This is a genomic window from Rhodobacterales bacterium HKCCA1288, assembly GCA_015693905.1.
Classification (GTDB): domain Bacteria; phylum Pseudomonadota; class Alphaproteobacteria; order Rhodobacterales; family Rhodobacteraceae; genus M30B80.
On record CP065161.1, the window covers coordinates 1986662 to 2010592 of the forward strand.

Consider the following 23931-nt stretch of genomic DNA (forward strand, 5'->3'; position numbering starts at 1 on the left):
ATTATTTTTTTGCTGCTTTGGCCCTTCTGTCCCATATCGGGGCCAAAGGCACAAGGTTAAGGCAAGCGCAAAAGCGCTGGCAAATCTGCCATATCGTGGAACACATAGGCCCCTTCCGCAGCAAGGCGCGCGCCGTCATCATGTTCCGCATAGCCAAAGCAGGGAATATGCGCCCGCGCGGCCGCTTTTGCGCCTGTGGGACTGTCTTCGATCACTGCGGCATGGGCGGCATCGCCCCCCATTTTCTCAGCCGCAATCAAAAACAAGCGCGGATCAGGTTTGGCCACGCCAAGTGTATGGGCCGAAAAGCGACTGCCCTCAAAGCGGCGCGCAAGCCCCGTTGCGCCAAGGGTAATCTCCATCTTTTCCTCGCTGCCATTTGAGGCCACGCAATAGGGAATATCTGCCGCCTCTAGCCGATCAAGCACGGCTTCGATTCCGCGAACGGATGGCAGGCCTTGGCGCAGGCGCGCGTAAATATCGCCGTAAATCTCATCAATCCAATCTTTGGGTAAGTCGGCCCCCAACTCGCGCGCGCGGGTCTCTACCCCCCGCATCGTGCCGCCCACAAAAAGCGTCATGCAATCGGCAAGTGACACCTGCAAACCATAACGTGCCAGATTGTCGACTAAGATTTGGTTCGTGATTGGCTCGCTATCCACCAAGACGCCATCGCAGTCGAAAATCACAAGTTGAGGGGCAGCGGAGAGGGGCATGATTAAAATCTTTGGGCTAGGGTGATCAGCGTGCCACCATAGCTGCGCTGATCAAGAAGGGTGAATTCTGGTGGCAAAACAGGGGGGGTGCTTTCCTCCCAAACCACAATGGCCTCGGGCGCGATCCAACCGCCCGACAGGGCTGCGGCAAGGGCTGCTTCGCCCATGGATTTTCCATAGGGCGGATCAAGGAAGATAAGGGTCGAGGGGGGCAATGTCGCGCGCCCCAGTTTCAGCGCGTCAATTCGGTGAATGTGGGTTGTCGCTTCGGCGCGGCAGGCAGTGACATTCTCGCGCAGAATGGCGCTTGATTTTGCGCCATTTTCCACAAATTGCACATAGCTTGCACCGCGACTATGCGCCTCCAACCCCAAGGCGCCCGTCCCCGCAAAAAGATCAAGGACGCGCGCCTCTGACACAAGATTCCCGCGCGCCCCGTTGATCAAAAGATTGAACAGGCTTTCGCGGACGCGGTCAGAGGTCGGTCGCAAATGTGCGGCCAGATCACCCGCGCCAAGCTCGGCCAATTTCTTGCCGCGCAATGTCCCGCCAATAATCCGCATCAGCGCAGGAGCGATTTTATATCGCCGCTTGTATCTTGAATGGCTGCGGCATCGGGGCTTTTGCCCGCCTCTATCAATCGCTTGCCGACCATATAAGCGCGGGGGTCATTCATCGCATCCACCGCCAAGAGCGTGTCGCCCTGATAATACCAATGCGAGCGCGCACCCTCGCCATTGTCGCGAATGACAATGCGATCATAGCCCGTGTTCAATCCTGCGATTTGCAGTTTCGTGTCATATTGATCCGACCAGAACCAAGGCTTTGGGACATAAGGTGTTGCAGCCCCAAGCATGTTACAGGCCACGGCCTCGGCTTGATCAATCGCGTTTTGGACCGATTCAAGGCGGATACGTTCCCCCCGATAGGGTAGGCTTGTGCAATCCCCAGCGGCCCAAATATGCGGAAGCGAGGTTGCCCCCATCTGGTTTGTTGCGATCCCCCGATCCAGCGCAACCCCTGCGGCTTCGGCCAGTTGGGTTTCAGGTATGATCCCTATGCCCACCAGAACCAAATCCGCCGCCAAAGTCTCGCCCGAGGTGAGATGCACTGCCTGCACCACATCGGTGCCACGGAGCCGATCAAGCCCCACGCCTTCGCGAATGGTGACACCATTGCCCTCATGCAAGTCGCGGAAATAAGTGGCGGTTTCTTCACAAGCGACACGGCCCAAGATACGTGGGGCGGCCTCGATCACGGTAACCTGCATCCCGCGCTTGGCGCAGACGGCGGCGGCCTCTAAACCGATATAACCGCCTCCGATAATCACAGCGCGTTTGCCGTCCTCTAATAGGGGCGCGAGCCTGTCGGCATCATCCATGCTGCGCATGGTTAAGACATTACCCAAATCGCCCCCTTGTTCGGCACTCAGACGGCGGGGTTCTGCGCCCGTGGTAAAGGCAAGTTGGTCATAGGTGAAAACCGCCCCCTCAGCCGTGGTGATGCTTTGTGCCGCGGCATCAATTTCGGTGATGGTCTGCCCAAGATGCAGGCTGATGTTCTGATCGGCGTAGAAGGTTTCAGGGCGAAGCAAGAGGCGCTCTTTCGGGCTTTCTCCCAAGAGATAGGCCTTTGACAAGGGCGGGCGCTGATAGGGGGGCACGCGCTCACGGCCAAAGAGCGCAATTTCGCCCTCATACCCTTCGCTGCGCAGTTTGGCGGCAAGCGCCGCCCCTGCCTGCCCGGCCCCAATAATTGCAATCCCTGCCATTTGCGCGCCCTTCGTCAGATTTGGTCTGGCGTTGTTTCGGCTTCACCCTATATGGGCGGATAGGATTTGCAAGAAGCGAGGGAAGCAAAAAATGTCCATCAGTGTCGGGGATAAACTGCCAGAGGCCCAATTGATCCGATTGGGGGCAGAAGGCCCAGAAACCGTGTCTTTGTCCGAGAAATTGGCAGGGCGTAACGTGGTGATTTTCGCCGTTCCAGGTGCCTTCACCCCAACCTGTCATTCAGCGCATGTGCCAAGTTTTATCCGAACTAAAGATCAGTTTGCATCAAAAGGCGTGGATGAGATCATCTGCATTTCGGTCAATGATCCGTTTGTGATGAAAGCATGGGGCGAGGCCACGGGTGCGACCGAGGCGGGGTTGACGATGCTCTCGGATGCAGGCAGCGCCTTTACCAAGGCGATTGGTATGGATTTCACCGCCGAGCCTGTTGGCCTTTTGGCGCGTTCCAAGCGTTACGCGCTTTATGCGCGAGATGGGGTTGTTACAGCCTTCCATCCCGAAGAAAGCCCTGGCACCTGCGAAATCTCAGGTGGCGAAGCCCTTTTGGCGGCGATCTAAAAGACATGCGCGCCCTGCCTCGCTTTGGGCAGGGCGCTCAGCTTGCAAGGCGATCCATGGCGCGGGCCAATTTGATGTCCAAACCTGTCAGGCCGCCTGCATCATGGGTGGACAGAACCACTTCGACACGGTTGTAAACGTTGAACCATTCGGGGTGATGATCCAGTTTCTCCGCCTGTAGCGCAGCGCGGGTCATCCAACCGAAAGCGGCAATAAAATTGGAAAATTGATAGGTTTTCGCGATTGCATCGCGGTTATCCACAAGTGACCATCCGTTTTCTATAAGGTTGGCCAGATCACTATCGCGCTCAGCTTGGGTCAGTTTTGCAATGCTCATTCTTGTTCCTCCACGGCTGTTTTCCGAAACGGGCCATAGCTGGTGAGGATCTCGATCTCCTCCTCCATCGCACGGGCTTCGGCTTTGAGATATTCTGCCACAGCGCGCGAAAAACTGGGCTCGCGCATCGCATGCAGCGAATAGGTTTCAACGGGCAGATATCCGCGCGCCAGTTTATGCCCGCCCTGTGCGCCCGCCTCGACCCGTGACAGACCTTGCGCGATTGCCCAGTCAATCGCCTGATAATAGCACAGCTCAAAATGCAGGCAGGGATGGTCTTCGACACAGCCCCAATAGCGGCCATAAAGCGTCTCGCGTCCGATGAAATTCAGCGCCCCCGCCACGGGCTGCCCCTCGCGCATGGCAAGGGCCAACAGCATATCGTCACGCAGGGTTTCATGGGCGATATCGAAAAAGCGCCGTGTTAGATAGGGCTGCCCCCATTTGCGCGCGCCCGTATCTTGGTAAAATTCCCAGAATGCATCCCAGTGATGCGGTTCGATCTGATCACCCGTCAAAAGCACAATCTCGCCCCCAAAATTCTGTGCTTCTGCCCGTTCTTTACGGATGTTCTTACGCTTGCGCGAGGAGAGCGCGGCAAGAAAATCATCGAAGGTTTGATAGCCCTGATTGTGCCAATGAAATTGCTGGGTTTTGCGTGGCAAGAGGGTGGCATCGGCATGGGCGGCCACCTCGTCCTTGGTGCAAAAGGTGATATGAAGCGAAGATAGGTGATGATCTTCCATCACCGAAAGCGCACCCGTGATCAGCGCGCGATCCCCAACACCTTCGGCTTCTGGGGCGACAAGCAATCTCCGCCCTGTGGCGGGGGTAAAAGGCACGGCGATTTGCAGCTTGGGGTAATAGCGTCCACCCGCCCGCATATAGGCATCGGCAAAAGCGTGGTCGAAGATATATTCGCCTTGGCTGTGCGACTTGGCATACATCGGCGCGCAGGCGATGATTTTCCCCTCGGATTTGACACTGAGATAGAGCGGCTGCCATCCTGTTCCCGTCCCAACGGAGCCGCTATCTTCAAGCGCCGCAAGAAATCTGTGGGTTGTAAAAGGGTCGCGGGGCCTGCCCCCATCGCGCGCTTCTGGGCAGGCGCAACGATCCCAATCTTCGGCATCAATTGCGCTGATCCGATCATACGTTTCGATGGTGAGATTGTCGTTGCTCATTGCGCGCGCTGTGACCCTGTTGTCAGAGTATGAGATGTGGCGCATGGCCCGCGCGGGTCAAGGCAGACCCGCGCAGCGCGAGTCCGCTTTAGGCGGAAATTTCGAAAATCGCTTCGATTTCAACCGCCACATTCAACGGCAAAGCTGCAGCGGAAACCGCAGAGCGGGCATGACGCCCTGCATCCCCCAAGGCCTCAACCAGAAAATCCGAGGCGCCGTTTACGACTTTGGGCTGATCGGTGAAATCTGGGGTAGAGTTTACAAACCCCGTCAGTTTCACCACGCGGCGTAGACGCTGAAGATCACCGCCACAGGCCGCCTTAAGTTGGGCCAATAGGGCGATGGCGCAGCATTTGGCGGCAGCCGCGCCTTCGGTCACGTCAAGATCGGCACCCAATTTGCCCGTAATCAGCGCGCCATCTTTCATCGAGATTTGGCCCGATACATAGACCATGTTGCCCGATTGCACGAATGGCACGTAATTGGCGGCAGGGGCGGGCGCGTCTGGAAGGGTCACGCCCAGTTCGGCAAGACGGGCTTCGTAGGTTTGGCTCATTGCAGTATCCCTTGTGATAACATTGCTTTGACCCTACCGCTGCCACAGCCGCCGCCAATTGGCAATTGCGATGCATTTTAGTGCAGCTGCAAATAACTTGGCCAAATGGGCACACATTGGTGATTAAATCTAAAAAATATTGTTTCTGACCTTGGGCTGGCCAACAGGCAGCACTAATCTATTATCCTCATGATGCGACTCATAGGATTTTGGTAAGTGGCGGCTGTGAAGACCTTTACATCGCAAAAGCGGGGAGCAAGAGCTGTGCTTGGCGCAGGTCTTTTTGCCATTCTGGCAGGCTGCTCGACCGTGGGCGATGGTGCAGCAAGCCGCAGCGCCAATGATCCTTTGGAACCCGTTAATCGCGGAATGCACGCGGTTAACAAAGGTGTCGATACGGTTGTTTTGCGCCCTGTTTCGATGGTCTATGGCACGGTTATCCCTGCGCCTGTGCGCACGGGTATCGGTAATATGGCCTCAAATTTGGGCGAGCCTTCAAATTTCGTGAATAATCTTCTTCAGGCCCGTTTGGATCAGGCGGCAACCAATGGGGCGCGGTTTTTGATCAACTCGACCATCGGAGTGGTCGGTCTGTTTGATGTCGCAACCCTGATGGGGATCGAGGGGCAACCCGCCGATTTCGGTGAGACGCTCCATGTTTGGGGCACGGGCGAGGGGGCGTATTTGGAATTGCCTTTATTCGGCCCGTCAACCACACGGGATGCAACGGGGCTTATTGTTGACTTTGCCATGAATCCCTTGGGGCATCTCAGCCCCAGTGATGATGCCCTGTCTGCTGCGCGGCGGGTGCGCGTAGCTGACACTGTTGGCGTGCGCTACGCGTTGCGTGGCACAATTGAGACAGTGCTTTATGACAGCGCGGATAGCTATGCGCAGTCACGACTAATTTATCTGCAGAACAGACGGTTTGAGTTGAACGATTTCGCAAGTGGTGATTTGGAAACCGTGAGTGGCGAGGGGGGGGCTGCATCCGCATCTGACCCCTATGCTGATCCATATCTGGATCCCTACGCGGATCCTTATGCACAGTGAAAGGTGGCCGCGCTATGTTTGACCGTCCAAACCGCCGTGCTGTGTTGACAGCCTTGATTGCGGCCTCGTCCTTTGCGCTTTCGACAGCGCATATGGCGCAAGGCGCGATGACCGAGGGCGATGCGGCTGCATTGATCCAGACCGTCAGCGCCGATTTGAACGCCATTGCATCGGGCAGTGCCGCGGCTTCGCCTGCACAGTTCGAGCGCATTTTGGATCGCTATGCGGATATGCCGATTATTGCCCAAACTGTCTTGGGGGTGGATTGGCGCAGTGCGTCAGATGCGCAGCGGCGCGGGTTCACACAGGCCTTGCGCGGGTATCTTGCCCGTAAATACGGCGCGCGTTTCCATGAATTTGAGGGCGGCTCAATCGAAGTGACGGGTGCACGTCCGATCCGCAGCTTTTTCGAAGTGCGCTCCCGCGCGCGTCTTGCGGGGCAGTCACCTGTTGAGGTGATTTGGCTCGTGTCTGACGGATCTGGGCAGCCGCGCATCTTTAATATCTTGATTGAAGGCATCGACCTTCGCAGCACCGAAGGCCAAGAAATGCGCTCGATTCTCGATGCCAATGGCGGCAGCATTGACGCCCTCATTGCAGCGCTCAACGCCAGTTGATTATTGGTCGCTGCGCCCTAAAAGCCCGCCCAAAACCTGCATCAAAATTTGCTCTGCGAGATCAGCCGCGCCGTCTAGGACTTGGCCTGTGCCCTCATTGGTGCTCAACACACGATTTGGCCCGCGGCTGCCTTCGGCGATTGGGTCAATCATCGGCAAAGGCGAGGCGGGTTGATTTGCTTGGATACGCTCCATTGTTTGGCGCCACAACTCAGCGGGTAATCCGCCGCCAGTGACACCTGTGAGAGGGCGGTTATCGTCATAACCCATCCAAACGCCTGCGACATAATCGGAGGTAAAGCCAATAAACCAAGCATCCCGCGCTGAGTTGGTGGTGCCCGTCTTTCCCGCCACTTCAACATCGGCAAGATTGGCCCGTTGCCCTGTGCCATTTTCGACCACTTGGTTCATCATATAGATCAATTGGCGCGCTGCATTATCCGTGATCACGCGCTCGCGAATACCACCTGTTTGGCCCATTAAGGGAGTGTCATCCCCCATCAGGCGCAATTCCAACAAGCCATAAGGCGTAACCGCAGAGCCACCATTCAAAATACCTGCATAGGCGCCCGACATTTCCAAGAGGCTTGATTCAGAAGCCCCAAGCGCCAAGGCAGGGCCAGCCGCCAAATCGCTGTCTATGCCGAATTCACTGGCCACCTGCCGCACCAAATCGCGGCCCACCTGTTCAGACAAACGCACCGCTGCGGTGTTGAGCGAGGCTTGAAGCGCCTCGGTCAGGGTGACCTCGCCATAAAATTCCCCTGAGTAATTCTCAGGTGACCATGCGCCAGAGCCTGGAATGTTCAATGTCAGCGGCGCATCAAGAATAAGGTCGTCAAAACGCCATCCCAAATCCAGCGCGGTTGCGTAGACAAAGGGCTTGAACGCCGAGCCTGTCTGCCGCTGCGCCTGTGTTGCGCGGTTGAACAAACCTGCCCCCCGCAGATCGCGGCCCCCGACCATGGCACGCACGGCCCCATCGGCGCTCATCACAACAATTGCGGCTTGCGCCTCTGATCCTTCGCGGACTTGGTTGGTAAAGACATCATTGATTGCGTCTTCAGCGGCGCGCTGCATGGCGGGGTCAAAGGTGGTGCGCAGGATCACATCTTCTGTGGTGTCGCGTGTCAGAAAGCTTGGCCCTTCGGACATGATCCAATCGGCGAAATATCCCCCCATATTGTCGCGGGCTGCATCCGAAAGCGTGGCAGGGTTGGCTCGCGCGGCGGATAATTCAGAGGCGGTCAAATACTCTTCGCGCGCCATGAGGCCCAAAATCACATTGGCCCGTTCTTGCGCACGCTCCAAGTTGCGGGTGGGGGCGAAATAGGAAGGTGCCACCAAAAGCCCTGCCAACATTGCGGCTTGGGGTGCGTTAACTTCGGCGGCGGAAATTCCAAAATACCGCTGCGCTGCCGCCTCAAACCCCCGAGTGCCCGCACCCAGATAGGCGCGATTGAAATAGATGCTCAGGATGTCATCTTTGCTGTAGCGCCACTCCATTGCGAGGGCGAAGGGCACTTCTTGTAATTTGCGGGCGATGGTTGTTTCGCGGCAATCGGCCTCATAGGCGGCTTCGCTGTCCCAAAGTTCTGGATCATAAGGTGTGCCCAAACACATCAGCTTGGCCACCTGCTGCGTGATGGTTGAGCCACCATGCCCCTGCAAGGGCCCGCGCCCCTCGCGCATATTAATGATCATTGCGCCCAAAATGCCGCGCGGGCTCACGCCAAAATGATTGTAAAAACGGCGATCTTCGGTTGCGACAACCGCATGCAAGAGGTGAGGGCTGACAGTGTCAGGTGTGATTGCGCCGCCAAATTGCTCGCCGCGCCATGCGAAAACCTCGCCGTAGCGATCTAACATCGTCACGGAGCCGCGCGCGCGCGCGTTTAACAGGTCAGACACGGGGGGCAGCTTGCTATAATAGTAGAAGGTGAAGCCAAATAGGATCAGCGCAAGCAAAAGCGCGCCACGCCACGCCACGGCAAACACCATACGCCCAATCCAACGGAAAAACCGCCCAAGCAGCGAATGATTGCCGCTTGGTTTTTTCTTCTTCTTGGAACTGCGCCGCGCAGGCCGAGCTGCACCGCTGCCACTGCGTGATGCAGAAGCGGAATTGCGGCGCGGGGCCACGAGGGGCCGTCTGCCTGAAGGGGGTTTGCTCATTTTGACCTGCCAATTTTTCTACAAAATAGGCCTTTTCGACTCACTTGTGGAGGGGGGAGCAGCCAAAGAAGTCATAAATCATGTGATTAATAATTAGGCAGATACCAAAATTTGCGCAAAATTTTTGCATTTTTCCCGTTCCAGCCCCTTGGAAACCGCCCGTTTTGTTGTCGCCACCCCCGTCTCACAGTGTTGTGAGAGCCGTGACGTCCTTAGGGGACAGCATCAACCGCAAGGGGTAAATGACGTGAAACTCATCATTGCAGCAATTAAACCGTTCAAGCTGGAAGAAGTGCGCGAGGCGCTCACTTCGATCGGCGTGCGCGGCATGATGGTGACCGAGATCAAAGGCTTTGGCTCGCAATCTGGTCATACTGAAATCTATCGCGGCGCGGAATATGCCGTGAACTTCGTGCCGAAAGTCAAACTGGAAATCGTGGTCGCTGATGGTCTTGCCGACCAGGTGGTCGACACCATCCACAAAACCGCCAAAACCGACAAAATCGGCGATGGCAAGATTTTCGTTCTGGACGTTGCGTCTTCGTTGCGCGTGCGCACGGGCGAAACAGGCGACGATGCGCTTTGAGCGCTCTTTCGACAAGAAGGACATCATTCCAATGAATACCAAATTCCTCCTTCCCCTCGCCGCCGTGGCCGCTTCGGTCGCGCTGCCTTCGATGGGGCTTGCACAGGACGCCACCGTTGCTACGGGTGAACCTGCGCTTCACACATCTTATATTCTGACGACCCTTCTTTTCTTGATGGGTGGTTTCCTCGTGTTCTGGATGGCGGCAGGTTTCGCCATGTTGGAAGCGGGTCTGGTGCGTTCCAAGAACGTAACCATGCAGCTGACCAAAAATATCGCGCTCTTTTCCTTGGCCGCGATCATGTATTGGTTGGTTGGCTTTAACCTGATGTATCCAGGCGATGGTTGGAGCATCGGCGGCTGGCTTGGGGCCTTCGCGCCAACCTCGCTTGAGCCTGTCGGCGTGTCCCCAGAAGATACCGCATTGGATTATGCATCTGTTGGTTCCGACTTCTTCTTTCAGTTGATGTTCTGTGCCACAACCGCTTCGATTGTTTCGGGCACCTTGGCCGAGCGCATCAAACTGTGGCCATTCTTGGTCTTTGTTGTCGTGCTGACTGGCTTTATCTACCCGATCGAAGCATCTTGGCAGTGGGGCGGCGGCTGGTTGTCTGAACTTGGGTTCTCCGACTTCGCTGGCTCAACCCTCGTACACGCAGCAGGTGGCTTTGCAGCACTCGCAGGTGCTATCGTCCTTGGCCCCCGTTTGGGCAAGTTCAAAGATGGCAAGACGAACCCAATGCCTGGTTCTAACCTTGCCTTGGCGACGCTTGGCACATTCATCCTGTGGCTGGGTTGGTTCGGCTTTAACGGCGGTTCGCAGTTGGCCATGGGCACTGTGGGTGACGTTGCGGATGTAAGCCGTATCTTCGCCAACACCAATATGGCCGCAGCAGCAGGTGCCGTTGCCGCCCTGATCCTGACGCAGGTTCTATATGGTAAGGTTGACTTGACCATGGTGCTGAACGGCGCTCTCGCAGGTCTCGTGTCGATTACTGCCGAGCCTCTTGCCCCGTCCTTGTTCGGCGCCCTGCTGACAGGTGCTGTGGGTGGTGTCATCGTGGTCTTTGCGGTGCCAATGCTCGACAAAATGAAGATTGACGATGTTGTGGGTGCAATCCCCGTTCACCTCGTAGCGGGTATCTGGGGCACACTTGCCGTGGCCTTCTACACAGGCAACTGGGGCGCGCAGATCATCGGTATCGTGGCAATCGGTGCCTTCGTCTTCGTCACCTCGTTGATCGTCTGGATCATCCTCAAAGGCATCATGGGTCTACGCCCATCCGAAGAGGACGAGATCCGTGGCCTTGATGTGGCAGAGTTGGGCATGGAAGCCTATCCTGACTTCACCAAAGGCTGATTGAAGAACGCGACCTCTGCCTGATCCTCCCTCCCTCCCTTCAGGCAGAGGCATACGAGAAAGGGCGCCCTATCAGGGCGCCCTTTTATTTTGCGCGAAAAAATCTATAGCTAAAAAGTATCAGAATTTAGCAATCGATTGTGTTTTTGTTGCGTTTTGGCCTGCCCATATCTGTATCACTGCTAAATTCTGGGAAGGTATTACATATGGAAAACAACGCTTCACAATCCGACACGGACGAAACACAAGTCACCACGGCCACTGTTATAGCATGGCTGAAGGCAGAGGTTGAATTCAAACTGCCGCGCGGCGTTATGGTGGGCGCTGGACTTGTTGCGGCGATCCTGTTGCTTGTTGCGCTGGACTGATATGCGCGGTGGACTGGTTTTTTTGGGCCTCATCAGGTTCAGCGTTCCGCAAGCGGTCATGGCCGAAATCACGCGCATTGCGGATTTGCAGCGCAACCAGTTTGATACGCGCAGACGGAACCACGCTTGCCATGCGGGTCTATGAGTAACGAAAAAGGGCGCCAAGATCAGGCGCCCTTTTGATCCCATCTGCGAGGTGAATTAGATCGTGTCTTCGATCCATTTCTGAAGCGCGGCTTTAGGCGCTGCGCCGACCTTGTTTGAAATCACTTCGCCATCTTTGAACATGAACAATGCAGGAATGCCGCGCACGCCCAACTCCATCGGCGAGGATGGGTTTTCATCAACATTCACTTTGACGATTTTCACCTTGCCCTCAAACTCGGATGAGAGCTCTTCCAAAGCGGGGCCAATTTGGCGGCAAGGGCCACACCATTCTGCCCAAAAATCAACGATGACGGGGATAGAGGATTGGCGAACTTCGCTATCGAAGGTCGCATCAGTAACTGCGGTCGTGGCCATGATATAGCCCTCCTTGGGATGCCAGTGGTTAACACGGAACCTATGAATGCCGTTGCCCCGCGTCAAGAACCCACGCCTTTCCCTGCGGCTCTTTGCAGCGCTTGTTCTAACAGATCATCGGGCAGTTCCATCAAGCTTGGCCCGCTTGTCCACAAAATGGCCAATTTCACGACCCGTGATGGATATAGCGCCCTGAGCATTTCGCCATAGGCCGCCATTTGGCGCAAATAACCTTCGGAAACCTCAGCAGGGCTTTGCGGCACGATTTGATTGGATTTGAAATCCACCGCCAACACTTCTGCATCGCGAAGGATCAAGCGGTCGATTACGCCATAGACCTGATGGTTCAATGTTTTGCTAAAGGCTGTCAGCGGCACTTCGGCCAAGGCATCTTCCACAAACAGCTCACGCAAATTGGGGTGGGTCAAGACGCGCTCTGCCTCCCTCAAGAGGGCTGCGCATTCCTCTGGGCTGCAATCACCCTCAGCCGCCAAAATCATCGGCGCGGTTGCAGCCCATGCGGCGGGTGTTGTTTTGGGCAAATGCTCTAACAACAGATGCAGACGCCGCCCCCGCAGTTTGGCTGCCTCCGCATCGCCCCATTGGGTTTTGAGGGCCGCCTCTTGCGGGCTGGGTGCGGGTGTCTCCCCCAAATCTGAAGGGCTGAGCGCAGGTTTGTCTTTTGCCTGTTGAGGCGGTGCTTGTCGCACCCATGAGGCGAGGGCTGCTTTCACCTGTGCAGAAACACCTTGAGGCGAGGCGGGTTCAGGGTCAGATGTGTCGAGAGCGTGACTATCCCAGTTGCCATTCTCCAGTCGCAGCCCCGTTTGCCCTGCCATGTCTATGGCTTTCACATTGGGCAGGTTTTCTGCGGCGGCGCGAATTTGATCATACCAACATAGTTTGTCGCCCGACTTTGCGGATAAATCACCTGCGGCTGCAATGACCAACCAAGTCTCTGCACGGGTCATTGCAACGTAAAGCAGGCGGTTTTCTTCCTCATTCTGCGCGGCTTTGCGCGCCTCGTAGGCTTCGCCCAGATCGGCATCGAGGTCGTCTGACGAATTCGCCCAAACCAGTGGCCCGTCTTTGGGTTCAAGCAGGTTAACCCCACCCCCGCCACGACTATTCTGTCGCGCTGTATCGGGCAGGATCACAATCGGGGCTTCTAAACCCTTGGCCCCGTGAATGGACATGACGCGGATTTGGTCATCATCCCCTGACATGTCCCGCTTGATGGTCACATCCCCGTGCCGAAGCCATGCAGCAAAGCCCGCAATGCTAGGCACATCGTGGCGCTCATAGCTCATCGCCTGTTGCAGCAGGCTGTTGATCCCATCCTCGGCCTCTTGCCCCAACCGCGCAATCAAAGCGCGGCGGCCACCTTTTTGGGTGAGGATATTTTCCAGAATCTCGTAGGGCCTCTCAAAATCGGCCTTGTTCCGCAACTCCCGCAGCGTGGACACGATCCCCGCGTAAGCAGAGTGGTTAGAGAGCGCCTGCCACAGCGTGCCCGCCCTGCCATGGGCTAACTCGTAAAGTTGGTCTTCGCTCAAACCGCCAAGGGGAGAGCGCAAAAAAGCGGCCAGTGAAAGATCGTCTTCTGGTGTCGCAAGAAAGTTCATCAATGCCGTGAGATCGCGCACAGCCAGTTCTGCGCTGATGCGCAGGCGATCCGCGCCCATGATGGGCAAATTCCGTGACTTGAGCGCACGGATGATTTGGTGAAACAAATCACTGCGCTTGCGCAGCAAGATCAAAAAATCACGCGGTCGCACAGGACGCGGGTCTACCCCTTTCAGGCGGATCATCTGCTTTGAATTGATTTTCTCCGAGATGAAATCAGCGATTTGATCAGCCAAAATCACGGTGTGGTGGCTGTCATGAACCAAATCCACGGGGCTGTCCCATTCGGGGATATCCGCTTTTTCGGTTTTTGGAATTGCGGGCCAAATATCCACCCGCCCGGGAAGGTCGCTAAAATAGGCCGCGTGTTCCACATCTTGACCCAAACCTGCATAGGCTTGATCGGCGGCCACGCGGTCAACCAATTGCAAAATGCTTGGCGCCGAGCGGAACGAATATTTCAGCACGTTTTTATGGAGTTTCGACTGCACCGCGGCAAGGCGATGATCAAACTCATCGCGCATGCGATCAAACCCTTCGGGATCGGCCCCTTGGAAAGAATAGATGGATTGCTTTTTGTCCCCCACAACGAAAATTGTGCGGGTCAAACCATCGCGCGCGGATTGGCCCGCCGCAAATTCTTCTGCCAGTTTTGCAATGATCTGCCATTGCGCGGGAGACGTATCTTGCGCCTCATCCACAAGCATATGGTCGATGCCGCCATCAAGGCGGAACAACACCCATTGGGCCAGACTGGTTTTGGTCAAAAGTCGATTGGTCAGCCGGATCAGGTCGTCAAAATCAAGCCAACCGCGCCGTTCCTTGGCGCGATCATATCGGGTGAGAAACTCTGCCGCGAATTGATGAAGCGCGTTTGATTTTTCAAACATGGTCAAGGCGCGGCGGGTCTGCCGCGCTGTTGCAAGGCGCTCCATGAAATCACAGAGGGCAGGGAAATCATCCCCCATTGCCTTGCGCACATCTGTGTTGAAAATTGTGGCGCCTTTGGCCTGATCTGGATTGGTTTTCGCCGTTGATCCGTTGACGAAAACATCTTCTATCGCAGCGATGGAAGCAAGGCTGTGTTTTGACCAATCATAGGTTTCTAGTGTGATCTTGGACTTTCTTTGCCTGTTGTTGTCATAGCTCAACAGCTTGGCCAATTTATCGCAAAGTGCCTGTTCATCCCCCATGAATGTTTCAGCGATCAGATCTGCAAAGGTCTTGGTTCCAAGCTCAAAAAACTGGCGCAGTTGGGCTTCTGTGGCGGCAGGATCAAACGCCTCTCGCTTGTTGATGACCGCCTTGGCCAGTTCGTGCCCATCGAGGTCAGACACAAACGGGGCGACCGCATCCAATGCGATACGGCCCTGTCCAAGACTATCGGTGGCCATATCTTCGAGGATTTCCGAGATGAGGTCGGTCTGGTCGCGATCGTCCATTTCCTCAAAGGCGGGCGATATGTGCGCCTCAACAGGAAAGCGCCGCAAAACTGAGGCGCAAAAGGAGTGGATTGTCTGGATTTTCAAACCGCCCGGTGCCTCGACCGCCCGCGCAAACAGCGTGCGGGCATGGGCGAGCGTGTCTGTGCCAAGGTCGTCCTCGGCTACCCCTAATTTCGCCAAGGCTTTGATTAACTCGGCATCGGCTAACATCGCCCATTTGCCAAGTTGTGCAAAAAGGCGATTTTGCATCTCCGCCGCGGCAGCCTTGGTATAGGTCAGGCATAAAATCCGTTCAGGCGGCACAGATTGCAGCAAGAGGCGCGATACGCGATCTGTCAGAACCCGCGTCTTTCCGGATCCAGCATTGGCCGACAGCCAAGTCGAGCGCAAAGGATCCGCTGAAATCACCTGCGCCAGTGTGGCTTCGTCAAATTTTTGCGGGGTCAGGGTCATTCTGGGTCAGCCTCCTGTGGTGGAAGCTCTGTTTCGTCCCATTCCCCGTAGCGTGCGAGGTGATCATAATCGCCGTCAAAATTCTGATCAAACACAGCGCGCCGCGAGATATAGCCTTTGTCGGGCGACTGATAGGCGCGGATGAGTGTCAGGAAGCTTTCATACATGCCGCGCAGATCATCTGCAGTGATGTAATCGCTGCCATCTGATTGTTTCCCAAGTGCAAGATAGCCATGCCCTGCAACGGTTTCAGGTTTGCCCGTAAAAGCGCCCGCTTCGGCCATCAAAGCCTCAAGCCAAAGTTGCTTCGTAAAGTTCGCTTCTTGCTTGGGCGTTGGAGCGGATCCTGTCTTATAGTCGTAAATCCATAAATTCCCGTTTTGATCGCGGTCAATTCGATCTGCACTGCCTGTGAGGGTGAAATCAATTTCGGCAATCGGCCAAGATCCTTTGGCCTCAAGCAATTCAGGGGTTTGGGTTTGGCGCCGCTTCGCTTCTCCTTCAAGAAACCAATCGGCGAATTTAACGACTCTGGCGCGCCACATCCGTTGGGCCGAGGGCCATGGGACATCTGTGGCGAATACCTCATCGGCCAAGGTCAAAAGGTTTGTTCGGGCGGATGTCAGGTCGCTGAAATCTTCGGCACTGCGGCATTGGTCAACGAAGCGTTCCAACACGCGGTGCAGCGCGGTTCCCCGATCTGCGGCACTGGGCAGGGCGTTTAATTCGCCCAATTTATAAAGACCCAATACATAGCGGGCGTAAATCGCATAAGGGTCGCGCACGAGGGTCTCTATGCGCGTCACCGAAAGGGATTTTGGTCGCGCATCGGCGGGGGGCTTTGGGGCAGGTCGTTTGGCGCGTGGCTTTAGGTCTTGTGCCTCTGGTTTGTCGATCTCTGCGGCAAGGCTTAACCAAAACGCGCCCCGTTCGGTCATTTCCCTCAAGGCCGTGCGGCTTGCATCGCTGCTGCCACGAAGGAGGTTCACCAAGCGGTTGAGCCATCGGGACGGGATGGTGGCGGACTCTGCATCGCGTTTGGCGCGGGTGAGCCAAACTTCCTGCGCGCCGAGTGCCTGTTGGAAATCATGCGCGGCAAGGCCGATGCGCCGATCTGGGAGGCGCAACCCCGCCTCAGCCCGCATGGCGCGATTAAGCCATGGATCAGCGCCGCTTGAATTGGGCCAAACCCCTTCGTTCAGCCCTGCAAGGATTAAAAGATCTGCGCCTTGCACCCGCGCCTCCATCGGCCCCCAGATCAACAGATCTGCATGTGGTCGAACGGGGTTGCGCAAAAGGGCCTCGCTGAGGATGCCAGAAAAGAGGTCACGATAATCACGCAAGCTCACTGCGCCTGCGGCATCGGCTTCTTCGCCTAAGCGGTTCATCAGGCGTAGCGCCTCTTCGCCCGCATTTTGGCGCCAAAGTGCGCCCGATGCTTCGGCCTCGGTTGTGGCCTGAGGGCCCGCTGCCAAACGCTCGGCCCAGGCGATATGGGCGCGCACGAACTCAACCATCGCACCCGATTGTGGCAACACGGGCCGATCTATCAATTCGCGGCAAACCCAGTCCGCCCAGATCATCAGGTCTGGATCATCGGTTTGCTTCGCTGCCCAATCCATAATCTGAGATCGTTTTGGGAACGCCCACAGACACCGCCGCATCTTTTGTTCTAGCTCACGGGTGCGGCGCAGATGCGCGCCCCGATCTTCGCCGCCAGAATGACAAAGGGGGTGTTTGAGCATGATCAACAACTGCTCGCCCGTTAAAGGCGCAAGCATTAGATCACTGACATGGCGCAAGAAGCGCCCCGTTGCCGTTTCCCCCAAGGGCACGCCCGCAGAATCGTCAGGATAGAGCGACCATCTGGCAAGAATGGCACAGGCCTGACGCACCAAAATCCGATCAGGGCATATTAACGCGACCCGTTTCTCCGCCTCGATGGCGTGACGCAGTCCGAGGGCGATGCTCATCGCCTCCTCGCGCGGGGTTTCAGCTTCAATCAAGGTTACATCGCGCAGAGCGCCTTGGGGATCGCTAAGTTTTGGCCCTTCCTCAAGCCATTGATCCGTTTGTGGGGCAGGTCTTAGGGCAAGGGATACAAGGCGATTGCGGTTTTCATTATGGGGCGTGGTTTCAATCCAACGGGGGATTTCCCAAGGGTTCACATTCAAGTCATGCGCAAATTTCGCCAATCGGTATTGCGGATGGTCTTGCCCCGTCAGGCCGCCCGTGGGGCCATCGCCCGACAAAAGCGCCTGCCAAATGTCATGCGGCAGATCATAATCCAATCCTGGCAGAACCACCGCGCCGTGATTAAGCCCTGCAACCGCCTTCATCAGACGCGCGGTGGCCCCGCGTGACCCTGTTGAACCCGCAATAATCACGGGATGGTCAGGTGGGTTGTCCTGCCAATGTTGCGCTAAACGATCAATCAAACTGCTTTGGCGTGCAGCTTGGGTGAGCAGCTCGGGGTTGTCCTCAAAATAGTGCCGCAGGATTTTGATGAACTCTAGATTGCGCTGCCAATGTTCTGAATGTCCTTCGACATTCAGACGCTCTAGCACCTCGGGCGCGACTCGTTCTTCGTGCATTTCGGCCAATAAATCGGCAAGGCTATCGGCAAGCGACCAGATCGAGGCACGCGGTGCTAAATCAGGGGCTGCATCCAAAAGTCGCCCGACCAGTTGCGCCAAATGCAAACGCAGCCGCAAATCTGAGGCAGGTTGTGCCATACCACCCAAATCAGGCAGATGCGCCATGGCCTCGAAGGGCCGAATGCGGGGCAAAAACGCCGCCTCTTTGCGCAGATATTGGGCGCGCAGATTTCGTTCCATTCGGGCGGAGTTCACCCAAATTTCCACGTGCGCAATCGCCTCGGGTGGTTGCCCTGCAAGCCGTGCGTTCAGCCCTGCAATCAATGCTGAGGTAAACTCTACCCCGATGGGGGTGGCAAAGAGGCTTCTCCCGCTCATGTGAGGGCGACCTTTTCGGTGGCAAGCAATTCTTCTGCTGACGTGATCCCCTCTGGATGCCCAACATCGGCCCATCCGCCCTGATGGATGACACCAAATAGCCTTCCCTCTCGCGCAAGGGTTTCCCACAGCATCCGAAGGCCGAACTTGGGGATATCCATGGCGGCGATTGGTGCGGTCTTTAGGATTTGTGCGCCTGTGAACACATAGGGCTTTTGGGGGTCGTCAAACAAAATCCGCCCCGATGCATCAAGGCCCAAGTCACCATCCCCCTGACGGCCTGTGGCCTTGTCCCGTGGGATGAGCAGCATCAGCGCATCCATTTCTGTGGGCCGCCAAGCAGCAGATAGCGTGGCAAAGGGGTTTGGGCCCGTCCAAACATTGTCAGAATTCAGTGTAAAAATCGCAGTATCCGAGAAGTAGCGCAGGGCATGGCGAATACCGCCGCCTGACTCCAAAATCTCTGGCTGCTCTTCGCTGAGTATAACCTCGTCTTTGCGCAGATGGTGGCGCATTTGATTGGCGTGATAATGGGTGTTGATCACGCATGGCGCGGCATGCCCCGCGCGCGCAACATCAAGCGCATGGTCAATCAAGGCCCGTCCCGCCACCCGCAGCAACGGCTTTGGCGTGGTTTTGGTTAACGCCCCCATACGCGTGCCAAACCCTGCGGCCATGATCATTGCACCGCGGGGGGCGTGATCGGCGTTGGATTGCAGATAATGCGCGCAGATCGCACGCGCTGTTGTGGCCAAAGGCGCAAGCGTTGGATGGTCTAAAGCGCGAAGAATATGGGCGGCAACCCGTGGCATATGCCGCAGATACCCTGTTTTCCCTGTCCGCGCGAGGCGGCGGAACAGCCCCAAAATACGGAAGTTGCGTTGCAGCGAGAGCAGGCTTGTCCTCAGGATCATATCATCTTCGCTGATGTTCAAAATATGCGCATGATCGCGGATCAATGTGGTGCGCAATTCCAGCGACAGATCGCGGCGTGCATCATCAATCAGCGAGACAAGATCATAGCCTTTGGGGCCGCAGAGTGCGTCTTGAAAATCAATCACGCCCGCACGTTGCAGCCCTGTACGGTCAGGTAGCCAAATCAGATTTCCCGCATGGAAATCGCGCAACACCGTCACAGGCACGCCCCGCAAGATCCATGTTGAAAGGCCTTGCAGGTCGTTTTGAAAGGCGGCTTGTTCAGATTTCAGCGCGTGATCTTCGGGTAATTCTTCAAAGGTGACTGCGGTCAATCGCGCCAATTCAGCGGCGGCCAAAATGGGTAACCCACCCATTGCGCCCGTCCGCGCCAAAACCGCCAAAAGATCATGCGCGGTGCGATAAATCTCAACCTCATGGGTCAGGCCTTGATCCAAAATTGCGCTGTAGGTTTGATCACCAAAATCCTCAACCAAGAGGAAACCTGCATCAGCATCTTCGCCAAAAACTGTGGGCGCCGACAAGCCCAAGCCGCGCAAATAGGCGGCCACATCGCGAAACGCTGCTTGGCTTTTGATTTCGCTCTTGGGCGTCTGCATCAGAACCGCACTATAGTCGTCTGTGAGATGCAGGCGGGTATAGTTGCGCGCCGAAGCATCGCCTGCAACTGGGCTTGGCTTGGCCATGCCCCATCCCATGCGGTCGAGAAAAGCGCGTGCCTCTGGTGAGAGCGTGGTCATGGATACCTCTCGGCCAAGGCGCAAAGTTGCGGAAGTTTGGGATGATCTTGGGACGCACAGAGCCTGATATGCCGCTGATCAGGCGCGCTTTGGTCATAGAGGAACGAAAGCCAGATTGTGCGCGTTGGCAGATCGGCTATCATCCGTTCGGGCCATTCGATCAGGCATATTTCGGTTTCAAACGCATCTATAAGGCCCAACTCATCCACATCACGCGGATCACCGAGGCGATACAGATCAACATGCCAAATCTCACAGGGGCAGGCCTCATAGATTTGCACCAGCGTAAAACTTGGGGAGGGGATGTCCTCCACGCGTCCGATTTGCGCGAGTCGGGTTCGGATCACCCCACGCGCGAAATGGGTTTTACCTGCGCCAAGATCACCAGAAAGCGCCAAAACATCACCTGGCTCCAAAAGCGGCGCGAGGGCCTCTGCAAATTCTGACATGGCTTCGGGCGAAGCCAAGCGCAGATGCGCATGGCAAGGTGGTAAATCAGAGAGGGGTGCAGCGGATCCATCAGACATTGCGCCAAGTTTACAAGGGATCAGACGGGGCGCAAGCCATAGAGAAGGGATCGGCCTTCGATATTTACCCGTTTTGTGATGTGGCGTAATTCATCAGCATTGTGATTGGTGACGTTGCCCGTGTCTCGGTACTGGGCTCAACCGCCTGTGGGGGTGGGGGGCGTTGCCCTGATTTTTGCAGACTCGTGCGGAATTTTATCATCGTGCGCCCCGATTTCAGGGGCGTGAGATAGATATTGAGCCGTCTGCCATCCGACATCCAGACCACATCACTCATGCTAGAGCGCACTTCGCCTTGCGCCTGTGTCATGGTTTGGCGCAACTCCTCCCAGACAAGATGCGGCAGACAGCGCCCCTCCCAGATTTGGAGGGCTTGCGCAAAATCATCGCGCGTCAACCGCTCACGCGGGTCATCTTCCCACAGCATCGCATAGGCGGCGTTGGAAACCTCAAGCTCACCATTGCCATTGAAAATCGCAATTGCCTGTTCGTCATGATCCAAGGCGGATTGGTAGATCTCCATATCTGCGCGAAATTTTCGTGTAAGCGACATTTCCGAGCTTATATTCTCAAAGATCAGCGCAACCGCTCCATCAGGGTGGGGACGGCCCAAGACGCGAAAGCTTTGACCATCAGGTAGGTTCCAGATTTCTTCGTAATTGCCGTTTTCTGCGCCTTTTTCCAACGCGATCAGGCTTGAGCGCCACGCGCGGTAATCCCGTGGTTCTGGCATACGGCGGTTGTCACGCAATTGATCAAGAAATTCAAAGAGGCTGGGTCGCCCGCTAAGCCAACGGGGGTCAAGCGTGGAAAGCTCAACCAAGGCAGCGTTGAACAAGATTAATTCGCGCTTTCGGTCGAATATGGCCAAACCAACAGGCAGATGGGCAAAGGTTTTCGACAGGGTCTGAACGAAGTTCCGCAAAGAGCGTTCTGCGGCGACAAGACGATTGCACGGCGTGGCGATATAGAGTGACCCATCTGTTGGCGGTTCCAATTCTGCGGTTTCACCTACGGGCGCGGTGCGATGTTGGCGCACCTCATACCACAATTTGCCATCAGGCCCTGTGCCCCCGCTGGGAGGATGGTCTGGCAGCAACCCAACGCGCGCTTTGTCCTCTTGTGCGCCGGCCTCGGCCAGACTGTCGCAGAACACATCGGGGATTGGCCATAACACCACCCCCGTTTCACCGCGCAAACGCTCGACAAGGTCAAAATAGGCGGCATTGGCCCAAATAATTTTCCCGTCCACGTCATGGCGCCAAATCGGATAGGGGTTTGCTTCCATAGCGTGGCGCAATGTTTTTGTTTCTTCTTGCAGGCGTTCAAGGCTGTCATGGTCAACAATGCTGCGCTGACCGCTATGGGTGAGCGGCGAGACAGTTATGGTGATCTGCCCATCTTCAAACCCGCCACTGAGCGAGATTTCATCTTGCCCCAATCGACCGATCAGCAGGAACCCCTCGCCATGGCGTGACAAACGATCCATCTTGCGGCGGATATCTGGGTGCAGATGCTCTAAGCCTAGGGCAAGATTGCGCCAAGCGCCTGCGCGATCCTCGGGATCGGCCAAATACCAATCAGTGGCTTCGACATCTGAAATCAGGTAATTTTCGCGAAACACATATTTCCGCATCGCATCTTGCGGGATGCGATCCATCCGCCCCCCCCAGTTTGCGACCTTGTTGCAAAATGACAAACTGAACCATCAGGCTGGCCACCAAAGCCGCCAAGAAGCTGACACCACCGACAATGAATAGCGGGTTTGCGCCGATTGCGGCCATACCCTCACCCCCCAGAGATGTGCATCGTCCAATTAATATTGGCGCGCTCACTGTTCAGAATGAACGCGCGCTGCGTGAAGGGCATAAACACCCCTTGGGGATAACACTGGGGATTAAATCTTAATATTCTGTTAATTATCGTAAATTTTGAGGGTTTTTCACGGAGAAAAAGGTTTGTTTTGTCCGAGGGGCGTATTTCGTTCCTCTTCAGACAAACAAATCCGCGACTTTGGCCAAACAACCTCAACCACCGCGCCGCGCTTTGCGCCTTTTTCCGCCGCTGTCAGGAATGGGTCGCTGGAATTGCGAAAGCTAACCCGCGCGCCCGAACGCTCTAATAGGGTTTTGGCGATAAATAGGCCAAGTCCCATGCCTTCATACCCGACACGTTGCGGGCTGTTGGATTGTCTGGTGCGGCGGCGTAAAAATGGATCGCCCAGCCTGCTTAACACCTCAGAGGGAAAACCCGCGCCATCGTCAATGACGCAAAGACGGATTTCGGCCAAATCCCATGTTGCCTCAATCCAGACTGTCGCATTGGCAAAGTCTACCGCGTTTTGGACAAGATTGCGAAGGCCGTGGATGATTTCAGGCTTGCGATAGATCACAGGCGGGGCACTGTCCTCATCGCCTACATCGGGTAGGGCGGGCGCCAGATCATAGAGCAGGTCAATACCCCGATCAGCATGGGGTTCCGCCGCTTCGCGGAGCACTTCGCCAAAGGGGGCGGATCGCATTTGCAAATCATCCTTGCCCGCACGCCCCATGGAATGAAGGATATCACGGCACCGATCCGCTTGGTCACGGATCAATTTTGCATCCTCGAACAGATCGGGTCGGCTTGATAGCGCCTCGGCCAGTTCATCGGCCAATTCGCTAGAGACAAGTTTTATCGTGGCTAAGGGTGTGCCCAGTTCATGGGCCGCTGCAGCGACCACGCCCCCAAGATCGGTGAGCTTTTGTTCCCGCGCAAGGGCCATTTGCGTGGCCAAGAGAGCCTGATTCATCGAATGCGTCTCTTTGGTCACGCGCCGCGCATAGGAGGATAGAAAGACGATGCCGATGACAATCGCAATCCAAAACCCAAGCAAGAAAAGCGGGGGGATTTGTAGAACTGATCCGTCCAAACTGCGCAGTGGCACATGGTAAAAGGCCAAAACTGTAATCAAACCAATGGCAATCCCGCCAAGCATGACAGTTGAGCCTAGCGTCAGTGCGGTGGCCGAAATGGTTACAGGCGCCAAGATCAACAAGGCGAAAGGATTGTTTAACCCCCCTGTCAGAAACAGCAAAAACCCCAGCTGTGTAAGGTCAAAAAGAAGGGTAAGCATCGCATCGCGATCAGACAATCTCTGGCTGCGTGGGAAAATAGCCATCGCGACAAGATTAGAGATGACACTCGCGCCAATGGCCAAAAAGCACAGGCCCAATTCCACCCGAAGGCCAATGAAATAGGCGGCAATTGCGACAGTGATCGTCTGGCCAATGATCGCCAACCAGCGCAACAGCAACAGCGTCTCTAATCGCACCCAATCGCTGCGCGCATCATCGGCAAATAATCTTTGGGCGGGGTCTTTGGTCATTGGGGCTTTCTGTCACAGTCGGGTGGGGATGAATTTC

General features: G+C 56.1%; 20 protein-coding genes. 6 read left to right on the plus strand and 14 right to left on the minus strand.

Translation table 11 applies throughout. The features are described 5' to 3' along the window. Positions 1-56: 56 nt before the first annotated feature. Genes I3V23_09725 through I3V23_09735 form a run of 3 tightly spaced genes read right to left on the minus strand, consistent with a single transcriptional unit; the run spans position 57 to position 2487 of the window. Complete coding sequence (locus I3V23_09725; GenBank protein ID QPI84856.1) at positions 57-716, minus strand: HAD family phosphatase; 660 nt, start codon at positions 714-716, stop codon at positions 57-59. A gap of 2 nt (positions 717-718) precedes the next feature. Next, positions 719-1279 carry a 16S rRNA (guanine(966)-N(2))-methyltransferase RsmD gene (rsmD, locus tag I3V23_09730; protein ID QPI84857.1) on the minus strand — a complete coding sequence of 187 codons (561 nt, stop codon included), beginning with the start codon at positions 1277-1279 and terminating at the stop codon, positions 719-721. Further along, positions 1279-2487 (minus strand): FAD-dependent oxidoreductase, encoded by a 1209-nt coding sequence (locus tag I3V23_09735; GenBank protein QPI84858.1) that lies wholly within the window; start codon positions 2485-2487, stop codon positions 1279-1281. Before I3V23_09735 ends, rsmD begins: the two co-directional genes overlap by 1 nt. 91 nt (positions 2488-2578) lie before the next feature. Here I3V23_09735 and I3V23_09740 point away from each other — a divergent pair, with 91 nt between their 5' ends. Further along, positions 2579-3067 carry a peroxiredoxin gene (locus I3V23_09740; protein QPI84859.1) on the plus strand — a complete coding sequence of 163 codons (489 nt, stop codon included), beginning with the start codon at positions 2579-2581 and terminating at the stop codon, positions 3065-3067. A gap of 37 nt (positions 3068-3104) precedes the next feature. Here the strand turns inward: I3V23_09740 and I3V23_09745 are convergent, their stop codons facing one another. From I3V23_09745 to I3V23_09755, 3 genes are all read right to left on the minus strand, one after another. Continuing rightward, positions 3105-3404 carry a 4a-hydroxytetrahydrobiopterin dehydratase gene (locus I3V23_09745; protein ID QPI84860.1) on the minus strand — a complete coding sequence of 100 codons (300 nt, stop codon included), beginning with the start codon at positions 3402-3404 and terminating at the stop codon, positions 3105-3107. After that, complete coding sequence (locus tag I3V23_09750) at positions 3401-4588, minus strand: N-acetyltransferase (protein QPI84861.1); 1188 nt, start codon at positions 4586-4588, stop codon at positions 3401-3403. Before I3V23_09750 ends, I3V23_09745 begins: the two co-directional genes overlap by 4 nt. 88 nt (positions 4589-4676) lie before the next feature. After that, positions 4677-5144, minus strand: a complete 468-nt coding sequence (locus I3V23_09755) for a RidA family protein (protein QPI84862.1) — start codon at positions 5142-5144, stop codon at positions 4677-4679. 264 nt (positions 5145-5408) lie between these two features. Here I3V23_09755 and I3V23_09760 point away from each other — a divergent pair, with 264 nt between their 5' ends. Together I3V23_09760 and I3V23_09765 are read left to right on the plus strand one after the other, a co-directional pair. Then, complete coding sequence (locus tag I3V23_09760; protein ID QPI86783.1) at positions 5409-6197, plus strand: VacJ family lipoprotein; 789 nt, start codon at positions 5409-5411, stop codon at positions 6195-6197. Positions 6198-6211: 14 nt separating this feature from the next. Beyond that, the gene (locus I3V23_09765; GenBank protein QPI84863.1) at positions 6212-6814 is read left to right on the plus strand and encodes an ABC transporter substrate-binding protein; all 603 of its coding nucleotides are present in this window, start codon (positions 6212-6214) and stop codon (positions 6812-6814) included. On the opposite strand, the gene I3V23_09770 is transcribed toward I3V23_09765, so the two are convergent. Then, a complete protein-coding gene (locus I3V23_09770; GenBank protein QPI84864.1) occupies positions 6815-8989 on the minus strand; it encodes a penicillin-binding protein in 2175 nt (724 codons plus the stop codon). A 247-nt stretch (positions 8990-9236) separates the two neighbouring features. Between I3V23_09770 and I3V23_09775 the strand changes: the two genes are divergently transcribed. The 3 genes from I3V23_09775 (at position 9237) to I3V23_09785 (ending at position 11303) form a co-directional block, all read left to right on the plus strand. After that, complete coding sequence (locus tag I3V23_09775; GenBank protein QPI84865.1) at positions 9237-9575, plus strand: P-II family nitrogen regulator; 339 nt, start codon at positions 9237-9239, stop codon at positions 9573-9575. A gap of 31 nt (positions 9576-9606) precedes the next feature. Beyond that, positions 9607-10935: an ammonium transporter gene (locus I3V23_09780; protein ID QPI84866.1), complete on the plus strand. Its 1329-nt coding sequence runs from the start codon at positions 9607-9609 to the stop codon at positions 10933-10935. Between the two features lie 206 nt (positions 10936-11141). Beyond that, complete coding sequence (locus I3V23_09785) at positions 11142-11303, plus strand: hypothetical protein (GenBank protein ID QPI84867.1); 162 nt, start codon at positions 11142-11144, stop codon at positions 11301-11303. Positions 11304-11504: 201 nt separating this feature from the next. On the opposite strand, the gene trxA is transcribed toward I3V23_09785, so the two are convergent. The 7 genes from trxA to I3V23_09820 form a co-directional block, all read right to left on the minus strand. Next, positions 11505-11825, minus strand: coding sequence for a thioredoxin (gene trxA / locus I3V23_09790; protein ID QPI84868.1), 321 nt, complete (start codon positions 11823-11825; stop codon positions 11505-11507). Between the two features lie 62 nt (positions 11826-11887). Then, complete coding sequence (gene addA, locus I3V23_09795; GenBank protein ID QPI84869.1) at positions 11888-15349, minus strand: double-strand break repair helicase AddA; 3462 nt, start codon at positions 15347-15349, stop codon at positions 11888-11890. Next, positions 15346-18324, minus strand: coding sequence for a double-strand break repair protein AddB (gene addB, locus I3V23_09800; protein QPI84870.1), 2979 nt, complete (start codon positions 18322-18324; stop codon positions 15346-15348). The genes addA and addB overlap by 4 nt, the downstream gene beginning before the upstream one ends. Continuing rightward, positions 18321-20000: a phosphotransferase gene (locus tag I3V23_09805; GenBank protein ID QPI84871.1), complete on the minus strand. Its 1680-nt coding sequence runs from the start codon at positions 19998-20000 to the stop codon at positions 18321-18323. Before I3V23_09805 ends, addB begins: the two co-directional genes overlap by 4 nt. Next, complete coding sequence (gene tsaE, locus I3V23_09810) at positions 19997-20527, minus strand: tRNA (adenosine(37)-N6)-threonylcarbamoyltransferase complex ATPase subunit type 1 TsaE (GenBank protein ID QPI84872.1); 531 nt, start codon at positions 20525-20527, stop codon at positions 19997-19999. Before tsaE ends, I3V23_09805 begins: the two co-directional genes overlap by 4 nt. 64 nt (positions 20528-20591) lie before the next feature. Beyond that, positions 20592-22187 (minus strand): PAS-domain containing protein, encoded by a 1596-nt coding sequence (locus I3V23_09815; GenBank protein ID QPI84873.1) that lies wholly within the window; start codon positions 22185-22187, stop codon positions 20592-20594. A 282-nt stretch (positions 22188-22469) separates the two neighbouring features. Further along, positions 22470-23894: an ActS/PrrB/RegB family redox-sensitive histidine kinase gene (locus tag I3V23_09820; protein ID QPI84874.1), complete on the minus strand. Its 1425-nt coding sequence runs from the start codon at positions 23892-23894 to the stop codon at positions 22470-22472. Positions 23895-23931 lie beyond the last annotated feature (37 nt).

Excerpts from the sequence above, each read along its gene's own strand:
- addA (QPI84869.1), bottom strand. The coding sequence starts at position 15,349 with ATGACCCTGACCCCGCAAAAATTTGACGAAGCCACACTGGCGCAGGTG.
- I3V23_09780 (QPI84866.1), top strand. The coding sequence starts at position 9,607 with ATGAATACCAAATTCCTCCTTCCCCTCGCCGCCGTGGCCGCTTCGGTC.
- I3V23_09740 (QPI84859.1), top strand. The coding sequence starts at position 2,579 with ATGTCCATCAGTGTCGGGGATAAACTGCCAGAGGCCCAATTGATCCGA.
- addB (QPI84870.1), bottom strand. The coding sequence starts at position 18,324 with ATGAGCGGGAGAAGCCTCTTTGCCACCCCCATCGGGGTAGAGTTTACC.
- I3V23_09755 (QPI84862.1), bottom strand. The coding sequence starts at position 5,144 with ATGAGCCAAACCTACGAAGCCCGTCTTGCCGAACTGGGCGTGACCCTT.
- rsmD (QPI84857.1), bottom strand. The coding sequence starts at position 1,279 with ATGCGGATTATTGGCGGGACATTGCGCGGCAAGAAATTGGCCGAGCTT.
- I3V23_09725 (QPI84856.1), bottom strand. The coding sequence starts at position 716 with ATGCCCCTCTCCGCTGCCCCTCAACTTGTGATTTTCGACTGCGATGGC.
- I3V23_09805 (QPI84871.1), bottom strand. The coding sequence starts at position 20,000 with ATGACCACGCTCTCACCAGAGGCACGCGCTTTTCTCGACCGCATGGGA.
- I3V23_09785 (QPI84867.1), top strand. The coding sequence starts at position 11,142 with ATGGAAAACAACGCTTCACAATCCGACACGGACGAAACACAAGTCACC.
- trxA (QPI84868.1), bottom strand. The coding sequence starts at position 11,825 with ATGGCCACGACCGCAGTTACTGATGCGACCTTCGATAGCGAAGTTCGC.
- I3V23_09750 (QPI84861.1), bottom strand. The coding sequence starts at position 4,588 with ATGAGCAACGACAATCTCACCATCGAAACGTATGATCGGATCAGCGCA.
- I3V23_09770 (QPI84864.1), bottom strand. The coding sequence starts at position 8,989 with ATGAGCAAACCCCCTTCAGGCAGACGGCCCCTCGTGGCCCCGCGCCGC.
- tsaE (QPI84872.1), bottom strand. The coding sequence starts at position 20,527 with ATGTCTGATGGATCCGCTGCACCCCTCTCTGATTTACCACCTTGCCAT.
- I3V23_09815 (QPI84873.1), bottom strand. The coding sequence starts at position 22,187 with ATGGATCGCATCCCGCAAGATGCGATGCGGAAATATGTGTTTCGCGAA.
- I3V23_09745 (QPI84860.1), bottom strand. The coding sequence starts at position 3,404 with ATGAGCATTGCAAAACTGACCCAAGCTGAGCGCGATAGTGATCTGGCC.
- I3V23_09765 (QPI84863.1), top strand. The coding sequence starts at position 6,212 with ATGTTTGACCGTCCAAACCGCCGTGCTGTGTTGACAGCCTTGATTGCG.
- I3V23_09735 (QPI84858.1), bottom strand. The coding sequence starts at position 2,487 with ATGGCAGGGATTGCAATTATTGGGGCCGGGCAGGCAGGGGCGGCGCTT.
- I3V23_09820 (QPI84874.1), bottom strand. The coding sequence starts at position 23,894 with ATGACCAAAGACCCCGCCCAAAGATTATTTGCCGATGATGCGCGCAGC.